At 72.3% G+C, this 13,331-nt stretch carries 7 protein-coding genes and 2 pseudogenes; 7 read left to right on the top strand and 2 right to left on the bottom strand.

The genetic code is table 11. From position 1 onward, the window contains the following. Positions 1 to 97: 97 nt before the first annotated feature. The 3 genes and pseudogenes from ACGFNH_RS14055 to fdhD form a co-directional block, all read left to right on the top strand. Positions 98 to 551, top strand: a pseudogene (locus ACGFNH_RS14055) (2-dehydropantoate 2-reductase N-terminal domain-containing protein); the annotation flags it as partial. A gap of 3 nt (positions 552 to 554) precedes the next feature. Next, positions 555 to 1,013 (top strand): annotated as a pseudogene (locus ACGFNH_RS14050) (4Fe-4S dicluster domain-containing protein); the annotation flags it as partial. A gap of 8 nt (positions 1,014 to 1,021) precedes the next feature. Further along, entirely contained in the window at positions 1,022 to 1,870 is an 849-nt protein-coding gene (gene fdhD / locus ACGFNH_RS14045) for a formate dehydrogenase accessory sulfurtransferase FdhD (RefSeq protein ID WP_393653329.1), read from the top strand. A gap of 172 nt (positions 1,871 to 2,042) precedes the next feature. Here fdhD and ACGFNH_RS14040 read toward each other — a convergent pair whose 3' ends face one another. After that, entirely contained in the window at positions 2,043 to 3,257 is a 1,215-nt protein-coding gene (locus tag ACGFNH_RS14040) for a cytochrome P450 (protein ID WP_393653328.1), read from the bottom strand. A gap of 560 nt (positions 3,258 to 3,817) precedes the next feature. Between ACGFNH_RS14040 and ACGFNH_RS14035 the strand changes: the two genes are divergently transcribed. The 3 genes from ACGFNH_RS14035 to ACGFNH_RS14025 all read left to right on the top strand — a co-directional run bounded on the left by ACGFNH_RS14035 (position 3,818) and on the right by ACGFNH_RS14025 (position 10,774). Beyond that, entirely contained in the window at positions 3,818 to 5,743 is a 1,926-nt protein-coding gene (locus tag ACGFNH_RS14035; RefSeq protein ID WP_393653327.1) for an exo-alpha-sialidase, read from the top strand. Between the two features lie 669 nt (positions 5,744 to 6,412). Then, positions 6,413 to 8,224, top strand: coding sequence for an AMP-dependent synthetase/ligase (locus ACGFNH_RS14030; RefSeq protein WP_393653326.1), 1,812 nt, complete (start codon positions 6,413 to 6,415; stop codon positions 8,222 to 8,224). Between the two features lie 198 nt (positions 8,225 to 8,422). Then, complete coding sequence (locus ACGFNH_RS14025) at positions 8,423 to 10,774, top strand: phage holin family protein (protein WP_393653584.1); 2,352 nt, start codon at positions 8,423 to 8,425, stop codon at positions 10,772 to 10,774. 201 nt (positions 10,775 to 10,975) lie between these two features. Here the strand turns inward: ACGFNH_RS14025 and ACGFNH_RS14020 are convergent, their stop codons facing one another. Then, positions 10,976 to 12,769, bottom strand: a complete 1,794-nt coding sequence (locus ACGFNH_RS14020; protein ID WP_393653325.1) for an FAD-dependent oxidoreductase — start codon at positions 12,767 to 12,769, stop codon at positions 10,976 to 10,978. A 201-nt stretch (positions 12,770 to 12,970) separates the two neighbouring features. On the opposite strand from ACGFNH_RS14020, the gene ACGFNH_RS14015 reads away from it, so the two are divergent. Continuing rightward, a complete protein-coding gene (locus ACGFNH_RS14015) occupies positions 12,971 to 13,288 on the top strand; it encodes a 4a-hydroxytetrahydrobiopterin dehydratase (RefSeq protein WP_393653324.1) in 318 nt (105 codons plus the stop codon). Positions 13,289 to 13,331: the final 43 nt, after the last annotated feature.

Genomic DNA, 13,331 nt, shown 5'->3' with positions numbered 1-13,331 from the left:
GTCACATCGCCCCGAGGCATACTGTAGGCAATATTCTGTCTACCTCAACCCCGGATCTGCGCCCCCCTTCTCGGTCCCCTAACCGATCGGAGCCCTCGTGAAAGTCGCAGTTGTCGGCGCCGGTGCCGCGCTCGACCGCGCCGGCGCCGACGTCCATCTCATCGCTCGCGGGCCCCACCTGGAGGCCATGCGGAAAGGACGGCGTGCGGGTCGTCAGCCCGCGTGGAGACTTCACGGCCCGGCCCTCCGCCACCGACGACCCGGCCGAAGTCGGGCCGGTGGACTATGTGTTCCTCGGGCTCAAGGCCAACTCCTACGCCTCCTGCGGCCCGTTGGTGCATCCCCTGATCGACGGCCACACCGCCGTGATCGCCGCGCAGAACGGCATCCCCTGGTGGTACTTCCACGGCCTGCCCGGCCCGCACCGCGACCACCGCATCGAGAGCGTCGACCCCGGCGGCTCGGTCAGCGCGACGCTGCCGCCGCACCGGGCCATCGGCTGTGTCGTCCACGCGGCCACCGAACTCGCGGCGCCCGGTGTCGTACGGCATCAGCCCACGGTCGACAACGACCTCTACGTCCGCGACTAGGACAAGTGCATCCTCTGTTACAAGTGCGTGGACGCCTGCGGCGACCAATGGCAGGACACCTTCGCCATCGCGGTCGCCGGCCGTGGTTTCGACGCCCGGATCTCCGCCGAGCACGACGCCCCGCTGACCGACTCGGCCTGCGTCTACTGCGGCAACTGCATCGAGGTGTGCCCGACGGGCGCCCTGAGCTTCAAATCCGAGTTCGACATGCGCGAGGCCGGGACCTGGGACGAGTCCCAGCAGACCGAGACGACCACGATCTGTGCGTATTGCGGTGTGGGCTGCAATCTGACCCTCCACGTGCAGGACAATGCGATCGTGAAGGTCACCTCACCGCACGACAATCCGGTGACCCACGGCAATCTCTGCATCAAGGGCCGCTTCGGCTACCAGCACGTACGCGGCGCCGACCGAAACGAGTGAGGCTGATCATGGGACGGGTCACCGAGCGACGCCGTGTTCTGCGCATCCGCGACGCGTCCGTCAGCACACGCCCCGACACGCTCGTCGCCGAGGAGCCGCTGGAGATCCGGCTCAACGGCAGACCGCTGGCGATCACCATGCGCACGCCGGGCGACGACTTCCCGCTCGCCGCCGGATTCCTGGTGAGCGAGGGCGTTCTCGGCAGCGCGGAGGAGCTGGCGAACATCGTGTACTGCGCGGGCGCCACCTCCGAGGGGAGCAACACGTACAACGTGGTGGACGTACAGCTCGCGCCCGGTGTCCCCGTCCCCGATATCACCCTGGAGCGGAACGTCTACACCACGTCGTCGTGCGGGCTGTGCGGCAAGGCCAGCCTGGACGCCGTACGGACCACGGCCCGCTGGCCGATATCCGACACTCCCCCGGTCCGGGTCGAGCCCGCTCTGCTGTCCGCCCTCCCCGACCGTCTACGGGCGGCGCAACGGGTCTTCGACCGGACCGGGGGCCTGCACGCGGCGGGCCTGTTCTCGGCGGAGGGCGAGCTGCTGGACCTACGGGAGGACGTCGGCCGCCACAACGCCGTGGACAAGCTGATCGGCCGGGCGTTGCAGTCCGGCTCGCTGCCGCTGTCCCGCTCGATCCTTCTGGTGTCGGGGCGGGCGTCGTTCGAGCTGGCGCAGAAGGCGGTGATGGCGGGCATCCCGGTGCTCGCGGCCGTCTCGGCGCCGTCGTCGCTGGCCGTGGACCTGGCGGCCGAGACCGGGCTGACGCTGGTGGGATTCCTGCGCGGCAGCTCCATGAACGTGTACGCGGGTGAGGAGCGCGTGGCCCTGCGGACCGCGGCCGCCGGGACTTGAGTCGCCCGCCGCCTGCTGCACGGGTCGGCGGACCGGCCGGCGGGGAGCGCCCCCTGCGCGGGCCGGTCCCCGCCGCCCCTTGTACGGACACCACATCGCCCCCGGAAAAGCTGCACGCGCGCCCCGTGCGACCCACGCACACCCGCACCTCAGCGGGAGCCGGCGGGGCCCCTCAGCGGAGCGTCACCGGCAGGGCCCGTATGCCGTTCGAGACAACGGACGGCAGCCTTTCCAGTGCTCCCGGCTCCACCGCGAGCCTGATGCCGGGGAAGCGCGCGAAGAGCCGGGAGAGCGCCGTCTCTGCCTCCATGCGGGCCAGCCCCGCACCCAGGCAGAAGTGCGTCCCGTATCCGAAGGACAGATGCCGGCTGACGCCCCGGGCGATGTCGAAGCTCCCCGCGTCGGGGCCGTACTTGCGCGGGTCCCGCCCGGCGGCGGCGTACGACGCGAGGACCGGCTCGCCCTTGCGGATGACCGTGCCCTCCACGTCCAGGTCCTCCGTCGCGTAGCGCATCGGGAACTGGCCGACGGGGCTGTCCCAGCGCAGGGTCTCCTCGACGACCGCACTCCACGGCATACGGCCCGACGTCACGAGGGCGCGTTGCGCGGGGTGGGTGAGCAGGGCGCCGACGGCGTTGCAGATGAGGTTGAGCGTGGTGGCGTGCCCGGCCAGGAACATCAGCAGCAGGGTGCCGACGAGTTCCTCCTCGCTGAGGCGGTCCCCCTCCTCGCGGGCCGCGATCAGCGCGGAGGTGAGGTCGTCGCCGGGGGCCCGCCTCTTGCCCTCGATGATCTCCGCGAGCGCACCGTGGAGGGCGCGGACGTTCGCGACCGCTTCGTCCGGTGCGGTCTCCGTGCTGACGAGGATCTCGCACAGCCGGTGGAGCTCGTCCCGCCGGTCCTCGGGGACGCCGAGCAGCTCGGATATGACGTTCATGGGGAGCGGGTAGGCGTAGCGGGCCCGCAGGTCGACCGGTCCGGGGTCGGCGGTGAGCGCGTCGAGCAGGTCCTCGGTGAGCTGCTCGACCCGCGGGCGCAGCGCGGCCACCCGGCGCGGGGTGAAGGCCTGGGTGACCAGGGCGCGCAGCCGCCGGTGCTCCTCGCCGTCGGCCGTCGTCATGCCCTTGTTGACGATGAAGGTCATCAGAGGCCAGCCCGCGGGCACTCCGCCCTCGGCGAGCGCCGCCCAGTGCTCGTGGGACTTGGCGAACCGGGGGTCGGAGAGGGCTGCCTGGAGCGCGTCATGACGGACCAGCGCCCAGGCGGGCACGTCACCGGGCAACTCCACCGGGGCCGCCGCTCCCGCCTCGCGAAGCCGTACGTTGTCGGCGTGCTGGTCGTGGCCGAGCGGGCAGGCCGGTACCGAGCTGCGGTTCGCGGTGTCCATGGGGTCCTTTCGCGGATCTGAGCGGGGTCTGAGCGGTCTGAGCCGGGCGGTCGCGAGGCGGAGTGGTTCCGGAGCGGTTCCGCCTGCCGATGTCCCACCGGGACCGGACGTGGTGCACCGTCAACTTCTTCAGTATGACGGTGAGTTGGCTCATTTCGATCAGAGAGAACCGGCCCTCGGCAGCACATTGCCTCCTCCCGCACTCGCCGTGACGGCCGCATCCGCCCCGGAGGATCGCGCCTCGCCCGTTCGGCCGGTTGGTGGCCTCCGTTCAGGCGGTGGGGCGATTCCGGCGGGGGAACGGCGTACCGCCGCGGCGAAGGTGACAGGCATGGAGGGCGCGGTCCGCGGCCCCGCACCTCGCCGCGCAGCCCCAACTCCCCCCTCAGGAGGGCGAGATGGCCCACGAGACCGACAGATGCGGATCCGTACGGAAGCGGGACGGATCCGCCGCCGGCCGAGTCGTGCAGATGCCTTGTGGGAAGCCTTCCCTGGCACCTACCTTCGACGCCCGGACATGGGACGTGGGATGTCCGGACCTTCGGCTGAAGGGATGTGTCATGCCGTCAGTTCTCCCTGTCCGTGCACACACCGGCCCCCCTGGGCGCCGCCTCGCGGCGTTACTCCTCGTCTCGGTGCTCGTCGCACCGGCCGTCACCGTACGGGCCGCGGCCGCGGAGCAGTCCCCGGCCGCGGCCCGTAGCGGCATCGAGCAACAGGTGCTGTTCAAGGCGGAGCAGGACCCCGGCTACGCCTGCTTCCGCATCCCCGCCGTCGTGAAGTCACGAGCCGGCACCCTCCTGGCCTTCGCCGAGGGACGGGTCGACAACTGCGGCGATGCCGGGGACATCGACCTGGTCCTCAAACGCTCCACCGACGGCGGCCGCACCTGGGGGCCGCTCCAGGTGATCGACGAGGGCCGGGGCGACACCCACGGCAACCCCGCCCCGATCGTGGACCGGCGGACCGGCCGCATCGTGCTGGCCACCACGTACAACAAGGGCCGCGACGACTCGCTGCCCTGCGAGGCACCGTGCGACAGGACACCGCACCTGCAGTACAGCGACGACGACGGGGCGAACTGGTCGCGGCCCCAGGACCTGACCGACGCCATCCGCCGCCCCGACTGGAACTCCTGGTACGCCACCGGGCCCGTGCACGGGATCCAGCTCACCCGCGGGCGGCACGCCGGGCGGCTGGTGTTCGGCGTCAACACCGAGACGCACGACGGGACCCGGGTCACCGCCAACCACGCGGCCCTGGTGCACAGCGACGACGGCGGCCGGAACTGGCGCGTCGGCGCGGTGGACAGCTGGCCGATAGCGCCTGACGGGCTGTTCCGCCAGAAGCCGTCCGAGATGACCCTGGTGGAGCGGACCGACGGCTCGATCTACGTCAACGGGCGCGAGCAGGACGGCACCGACCTCGGCCATCGCACGTCCGCGGTCAGCCGGGACGCCGGGGACAGCTTCGCGGCCCCCTTCCGTGCCGCCCCCGACCTCTACTCCCCCATGGTGCAGGCCTCCGTCCTGCGCATGCCCGGCGAGCACGAGGGGCGCGGGCGGCTGCTGTTCGCGGCGCCGGCCGACCCCGACCGACGGCGCACGATGACGGTCCGTTCCTCGTACGACGACGGCCGCACCTGGGAGGGCTTGGACCGCGGCGCGACCGTGACCACCGACTGGTCCGGCTACTCCGACATGGTCGCCCTCTCGGACCGCGAGGTGGGGCTGATGTACGAGGGAGGGGCCGTCGACGCGCGCGACGAGATCCGCTTCGCGCGGTTCACCGAGGACTGGCTCGGACCGCGGCGCGGGCCCGATCCGACGACGCCGGACCTGGCGCCGTTCGCCCGTGGCGCGTCGGTCCTCGGCGGGGCGCCGGTGACGGACGGCCGCTTCGGGAAGGCCCTGTCCTTCGACGGCAGGGACGACGCCGTCCGGCTGCCGTTCCGGAACGCGCTGCCGCTCGGCACACGGGACTTCACCGCGAGTCTGTGGTTCCGCTACAGCGCGGTCTCCGGCGACCAGCCGTTCCTGTGGATGGGCGGGGTCGGGAGCAGGAGCCCGCAGGTGTGGCTGCGCGGGGAGCCCGACCGGGGCCGGGTGACCGCCCTCATCACCACGGTGCAGCGCAACGCGCCGGCCGCGACCGCATCCGTACGGACCACCCGGCCGTACAACGACGGACAGTGGCACCACGTGGCCCTGCGCCGCTCGGGCGGACAGCTCCGGCTGACCGTGGACGGGGCGGAGGCGGCCGCCCCGGACGTGCCGGGCACGGTGAGCCGGGGCTCGACCTTCGGCGTGCACGTGGGCCAGAAGGCCGACAGCCGGGGCTGGTTGACCGGATCGCTGGACGAGATCCGGGTCTACGGCCGGGCGCTGTCCGACGAGGAACTCGCGCGCGTCCGCGAGTCCAACGCGCAGGTCCCGGGGGCAACGGTCCTCCGGCTGCCGCTCGACCGCCGGACCGGTGGTTCGTGACCAGTTGTTCGTGGACGGTGGCGTGTGACAGGTGGTTCGTGAACGGCGGATCATGACCGGCGGATCATGAACCGGCCCCCGGCCTTCACCTGTGCGTTCACCCGCGTAACGGCCTCTGCCCGGACCGGACCGGCTCCCGGCCCGGGCAGGGGCCCACGGGGTGGCGCTGCCCCGACGCGGCCGACCGGCGACCCCCGCCGTACGGGATGGCACCGGCGTGACGGTGCGCATCGGGGGCATGAACACGCCAGGCCCGGAGCAGGGCGCAGTGGCCGTGGCGGAAAAGACCCGACCGCGGAGGCAACCCGGCACGCGTCGCCGTCGTCTGGGGAAGTGGCAGCAGTCCACCCTGTCCCGCGGTCCCCCGAGAGGGACGGACCCGGACGAAAGCGGAATCCGAAGTCCCTTGCCGCGAACGGCCGGAAAGCGCCGTTGGCTGTAATGCGCAGGTGATTACTGAGCGCGGATTCAGTGGAGATTTCCGGCCACGGACCTTACTCACGAGTCAGGCGGAGCGCCCAATCCCCCTGCATGGACCGCAGATCAGCTCCTGACCAGCCGTTTTGTACCGAATCCCGGGTGTGAATCAGGTCTCCCTTCCAGGGGATTCATCAGGTACGGTCGCCGCGCTGTGCGAAGCACGCTGAGGAGCAGCTATTGCGTGAGTTCATGTCCCCTCCCGTGGTGGCGGCCGACCGGACCGGAGGTCTGGCCGATGCCGTTTTCGACCATGCCGCAGAGGATCCCGACCGGGTGGCTCTCGGCCGTAAGGTCGACGGCGTCTGGCAGGACGTGACGGCGGGCGAGTTCCGCGACGATGTTCTCGCCATGGCCAAGGGCCTGCTCGCCCAGGGCGTCCGGTTCAACGACCGTGTGGCCATCATGTGCCGTACGCGCTACGAGTGGACGCTCTTCGACTTCGCGCTCTGGACCATCGGCGCCCAGTCCGTCCCGGTCTATCCGACCTCGTCCGCCGAGCAGGCCTTCTGGATGCTGCACGACGCGGGTGTCTCCTCGGTGCTGGTCGAGCAGGAGGACCACGCCATGACGATCGGCTCGGTGATAGACCGGCTGCCCCAGCTCCGCAGGCTGTGGCAGCTCGACGCGGACGCCGTGGACGAACTGAAGGCCGCCGGCGCCCACATCGACGACGAGACGGTCCACCGGCACCGGCTCGCCGTGACTCCGGACTCCACCGCCACGATCATCTACACCTCCGGCACGACCGGCCGCCCCAAGGGCTGTGTGATCACGCACGCGAACTTCATGTTCGAGTGCGACACCCTCGTCGAGCGCTGGGAGCCGGTGTTCCACTCCAAGCCCGGCGACGAGGCGTCCACCCTCCTCTTCCTGCCCCTGGCCCATGTCTTCGGCCGGATGGTGCAGGTGACGGCGATACGCGGTGGGGTGAAGCTGGGCCACCAGCCGAACCTCAGCGCCACCGAGCTTCTCCCGGATCTCGCCGCCTTCAAGCCGACCTTCATCCTGGCCGTGCCGTACGTCTTCGAGAAGGTCTTCAACGCCGCACGGCGCAAGGCGGAGGCCGAGGGCAAGGTCGGGCCGTTCGACAAGGCCGTCGATGTCTCCATGCGGTACGCGGAGGCGCAGGAGAACCGCGACTTCGGCACCGGGCACGGACCCAGCGCCGGCCTGCGCGTGCAGCACGGCATCTTCGAGAAGCTCGTGTACGGCAAGGTGCGCGAGGCGATGGGCGGCCGGATCCGTACGGCGATGTCGGGCGGCTCGGCGATGGACCGGCAGCTCGGGCTGTTCTTCGCGGGTGCGGGTGTGACCGTCTACGAGGGCTACGGGCTCACCGAGTCCACCGCCGCCGCCACCGCCAACCCGCCCCGCCGCACCCGTTACGGCACCGTGGGCCAGCCCATCCCGGGCACCACCGTGCACATCGCGGACGACGGCGAGGTGTGGATCCACGGCGGCCAGGTCTTCTCCGGGTACCTCAACGACCCCAAGGCGACCGAGGCGGTCCTGCGGGACGGCTGGCTGGCCACCGGTGACCTCGGCGCGCTGGACGAGGACGGCTACCTCACCATCACCGGGCGGAAGAAGGAGATCCTGGTGACCTCGGGCGGCAAGAGCGTGTCGCCCATCCCTCTGGAGGAGCGGGTCCGGGCCCATCCGCTGGTCGGCCAGTGCATCGTGGTCGGCAACGACCGGCCGTACATCGCCGCGCTCGTGACGCTCGACCCGGACTCCGTGGAGCACTGGCTGGCGATGCGGGGCAAGCCCCGACTGAAGGCCGCGGACCTGGTGCGGGACCCGGATCTGGAGACGGAGATCCGGCGTGCCGTCGTCGCCGCGAACACCCTCGTCTCGCAGGCCGAGTCGATCCGCACCTTCCGCATCCTGGCCGGGCAGTTCTCCGAGGAGCACGGGCTGCTGACGCCCTCGCTGAAGCTGAAGCGCCGGGCGATCGAGAAGGCGTACGAGGCCGAGGTCGAGGCGCTCTACCACGCCTGACGCCCGGCGGTCCCGTCCCCAGGGCACCCAGGGACGCACCACCTCCGCCTCGCCCGCGCCGGGCCGCGCCTCGTCCCCGCGGGCCCTGCCCGGCACCTGCCCGCCCGGCATCCCGCCCTGGCGCGCGTCCCGTTGTGCCACGCTGGAGAGCGGGCCCGCGGTGGCGCGGGCGAGCCGACGAGGTGGGACGCCGTGGTCATGGGCAAGTGGCGGGCGCTGGGCGGTGCCGTCCTGCGGGTGCTGATCGTCTGGGGGGCGAGCACCCTGACGATGCTCGCCCTCGCCGGCGTCCTTCCCGACTTCCGGCTCCAGTCGGCGGACGGCGACAGCGCCACGCGGATCGCCGTCACCGCGGCCCTCGGTGCCGGTGCCTTCGGTCTGCTCAGCGCACTGGTGTGGCCCGCGCTCGTACGCGCCCTGCTGCTGGTGCCCGCCTTCGTCCTCGGGCTGCTGGTGTTCTTCCTCAACGGGTCCGTGCTGCTGGTCGCGCTGCGGCTGGTCCCCGAGGAACGGGGCGAGCTCACGCCGGAGACGGCGGTGGTGGTCGCGGCGGTGATGTCGGCGGTCGCCTCGGCGACGAGCACGGCGCTCGCCGTCCGCGACGACGGCGCCTACCGGCGGCGGCTGTACCGGCTCGCCGACCGGCGCAGGCGCCGCGGCATCGACCGCCGCGCCCGGTCGGCGACTCCCGGCACGGTCTTCCTCCAGCTCGACGGGGTGGGGTTCGACGTCCTGGCCGACGCGGTACGCGAACGCCCGCCCCAGGGTCCGGCCGGAAAGCCCGGGCCGCCGGTCATGGAGACGGTTGCGTCCTGGTATGCGCACGGCAGCCACCGGCTGACCCCCTGGCGCACCGGCTGGTCGAGCCAGACCGGCGCCAGCCAACTCGGCATCCTCCACGGCACCGCCTACGACGTGCCCGCCTTCCGCTGGTACGAGAAGGAGACCGGCGAGGTCATGGTCTGCAGCCGCCCGACGAGTGTCGCCGAACTCCAGCGGCGGGCCGTCGCGCGCACCCGCGACGGCGGGCTGCTCACGGTCGACGGGGCGAGCCGCGGCAATCTGTTCGGCGGCGGGGCCGACCAGCTCGCGCTCGTGCTGTCGGTGGCGGCCCGTCGCGGACGCGGCCACCGCTCCCGCTCCGGCTACTACGCGTACTTCTCCGATCCCGCCAATGCGACCCGTACCGTCCTCTCCTATGCCGCCGAGGTCTGCCGCGAGGTCGGCCAGTCCACGCGGGCGCGGCTGCGGCGCGAGGAGCCGCGGGTCCGGCGGGGCGGCCTGTACCCCTTCATCCGGGCGTTCGCGACGGTCGTCGAACGGGACGTGGTCGTGGCGGCCGTCATCGGCGACATGCTGGCGGGTCGTACGGCGGTCTACGCGGACCTGGTCGGCTACGACGAGGTGGCCCACCACTCGGGCCCGCGCAGCCGCGACGCCGAACAGGTCCTCGCCCGGCTGGACCGCAGCATCGCGCTGCTCGCCAAGGTCGCCGAGCACGCGCCGCGCGAGTACAGGATCGTGCTCCTCTCCGATCACGGGCAGAGCCCCGGACCCACGTTCGCCGGCACCTACGGACTGGCCCTCCAGGACCTCGTACGCGCCGGGTGCGGGCTCGCCGTCCCGCGGCGGGCCGGGCGCTCGGCGAGCGGCGCGGAGGCACGGGCGGCCGCGCGGGCGGCGCTGGGCCGGCCGGAGAAGGACCACGGCGAGCAGCGGTCGCGGCGGGCGCGGGCGAGCGACCCGGTCGTCCTCGCCTCCGGCAACCTCGGGCTCGTCTCGTTCCCGCGCATCCCGGGCCGGGCGAGCCGGGAGGCGATCGACGCCCGCCATCCGGCGCTGCTGCGCACGCTGGCCGAGCACCCGGGCATCGGCTTCCTGCTGGTGCACAGCGAGGAACACGGGCCGGTGGTGCTGGGCGCGGGCGGTGCCGAACTGCGCCTCGATACGACCGAGTTGGCGTCGGGCGGCGGCGCTCCGGCGGAGAACCCCCTGGCCCGGTTCGGGCCCGGTGCGGAGGACGCGGTGCGCCGTACGGCCGACTTCCCGCACACGGCCGACATCATGGTCAACTCCGCGTACGACCCCAAGTCCGGTGAGGTGTACGCCTTCGAGGAGCAGATCGGCTCCCACGGCGGCCTCGGCGGCAGCCAGAACCGGGCCTTCCTGCTGTGGCCCGCCGAGCTGAGCCCACCGGTGGCGGACGGCGAGGAGCTGTACGGGGCCGAGGCGATCCACGGCGTACTGCGCCACTGGCTTCGCCAGGCCAGCGGTCCCGAGGTTCCGCTCATGGCACCGCGCTCCGGCGGTACGGCGTCGGGTGAGGCCACGTCAGTTCCGCGTCCCTCGAAGGGAGTCGGTGCCGGATCCGGGATCCCGCCCGGGGCCGGGGATCCGTCCGGGGCCGGGGATCCGTCCGGGGCTGGGAATCCGTCCGGGGCCGGTGAGAACCACGGGCGGGTGCCGGAGGCACGAGGCGGCCTCCCGTCCGGGGAGGAGGAGCCGGGCGCGGAGCCGGGCACGCGAGGTGTGTCCCCGCTGCCGGGGTGACTGCTGCCGGAATGCCTTCGCCCGCCGGGGAGGGGACGTGGTGACGGACCGCGAAATCAAGGAGGCGACCGGGCCGGGGCCGCGAACCATCGAGCGTGATCGCGGCCCCGACGCGTCCCCTGAGGCAGGCGGGACCCGCAGGCGCGCGGGTCCCCCGCAGGCGCGCGGGTCCCCCGCAGGCGCGCCGGTCTCCGGGCCCCGTCAGCCGAGGTCGAAGACGTTCGGCAGCCCGAGCCGGTGGCGGAACGCGTCGTGGCGCTTGAGGTCCTCGAACTCCGGGGCGCGGTAGAGGGGCTTCACCTCGCACCGCGGCGCCGTCGAACCCACCTCGTCCAGCAGCGCGTTGACCGCCTGGCGTCCGGAGGCGTTGGCACCCTCCATCGTGGCCAGGTCGATGTCGACGGCCACGTAGTCACCCGCCAGGAAGAGGTTCGGCACCTTCGTCCTGGACGCGGGCCGGTCGAACCAGGTACCGGTGGGGTGGATGAGGAGTTGTTCGTCGTTGCGCGGCTCGGGCGTGCCCAGGCCGTCGACGGCCGGGTCGAGGAACCAGGAGTGAAGGGCACCGTCCCGCAGCACCGTACGGCCGGTGTCGTTGAGCGCCGCCTTGAGCTGGGCCCACACCTCGCGGGCGACCTCGTCGCGCGTGCACTGTTTGGCCGTCTTCCCGTAGAGGGTGCCGGGCCGGTCCCATTCGGAGATGTCGACGGAGAAGCACTCGCGGACGCGTCCGTCGCCGTACTCGGCCGGGATGTCGCGGCCCTTCCAGTACTGGGCCTGGCCGACGGAGGTCAGCGCCCAGGGCGAGTCGAGGTGGTTGACGTGGCCGTGGATCACGGGCGTCGGCTCGGTGAGATAGAACTGAATGCCCGTCATCCAGTCGGTCTCCAGTGCGTCCGCGCGGCTCAGCGCGGGGTCCGCGGCCCGCAGAGCGGGGCCCCAGGTCCTCCGCGCGTGCTCGACGGGCATCGCGCAGACGTAGTGGTCGGCGGTGACGGTGCGCCGGGTGCCGTCCGGGTCCTGGAGCACGGCTCCGCTCACCCGCCCGTCCGCGTACGGCAGGTCGACCACCGCGGAGCCGACCTCGAACCGGACGCCGAGACCGCGGAGATGGCGCACCCAGGGGTCGATCCACGCCTCGTTGGTAGGGGCGTTGAGCACACGGTCCGGCTCCCCGTCGGAGCCGCGGCCCAGGAGGTTGAAGAGGAACGCCTCGAAGCAGTTGGCGACGGTCCGGGTGCTGGCCACCTCGGCCTTGGTGGCGACGATGTTGCGCGTGATGCCGATGGCGAGCAGCCGCTGGTACTCCGGCGACATCCGCTCGGCCCGGATGAACTCCCACCAGGGCGTGCGCTCCCACCTCTCCAGCCGCCGCTGCTCGCAGCTCGTGAGGAAGACGAGCACGCGGTTCGCGAAGTACAGGGCCTCGTGAACGGGCAGTCTGCACGCGGTGATCAGCAGCCCCCGGATCATACGGACCAGCTCGTCGGGGGTCATGGGGCCGGGCGGGGTGCCGAGCGTGGCGAAGGGCAGCCGGATGTCCTCGCGTCCGGTACGGGCGAACAGCAGCTCGGTGGAGGCCACCAGGTTGTCGTGGCAGCCGTTCGCATTGCCGGGGTAGGGGATGCGGCGCAGCGTGTCGGGGAGGTTGAGGTAGAAGCCGGGGATGAAGCGGAAGCCGTGCTCGCCGGGCAGGGGCTTGCGGCCGCCGGTGGCGCTGCCCGGCACGTCCATGCTGCGGGCCTTGCCGCCCAGCGCCTTCTTCTCGTGGACGGTCACCGCGAAGCCGCGCTCGGCCAGCTCGTGCGCGGCCGTCAGCCCGGCCACGCCCCCTCCGAGGACGGCGACGGTGGGCCCGGCCGCGCCGGACCGGAGTCCGGCGCGTGAGGCGGCCTCGGCCCGGCCGGTGGAGACGGTCCCCCCGAGGGCCAGGGCGCCGCCCGCCGCGGCCGCGCCGGTGACGAACGTGCGTCTGGTGCTCCGATTGCCTTCCATGGTCGCGTTCCCCCTGCTACTCGCCGGTAATGGTCGGGTACGGCGCAGGAGCCTATGAGCCGCTTCCGGCGGCGGGAAGCACACGCCCACGCCGGACCCACATTGGCGCGAATCCGACCCCGTCCGGTGGCAGTCTGGGAGTACGCATACGGCATCCCCGGACGACCCCCCGGACGACCCCCCGGACGGAAGGCAGCAGACATGGCACCGGAACCGCTGTCGCACCAGGAGATCGAGGACGCGCTCGCCGAACTCCCCGGCTGGACGCTGAACGACGACCGGATCACGCGGACGTACACCTGCGAGGGACATCTCGCGGCGGCGGCGATGGTGGGGCAGATCGCCCGCGTCCAGGAGACGCTGAACCACCACGCGGATCTGACGCTCTCGTACAACAAGCTCACCGCCACCTCCAGCACCCACAGCGCGGGCGGCAAGGTGACGGAGCTGGATCTCGAACTGGCCCACCGCATCGAGCAGATCGCGTCCGAGCACGGGGTGGGCACCACCGCGGGCTGAGGCCCCGGGGTTCCCCGTTCGTCCGCGGAGAGTCGGCACCCTG

It is taken from the genome of Streptomyces sp. NPDC048639, assembly GCF_043199075.1.
Lineage (GTDB): Bacteria > Actinomycetota > Actinomycetes > Streptomycetales > Streptomycetaceae > Streptomyces.
This window is presented reverse-complemented; position numbering and strand designations above follow the sequence as displayed.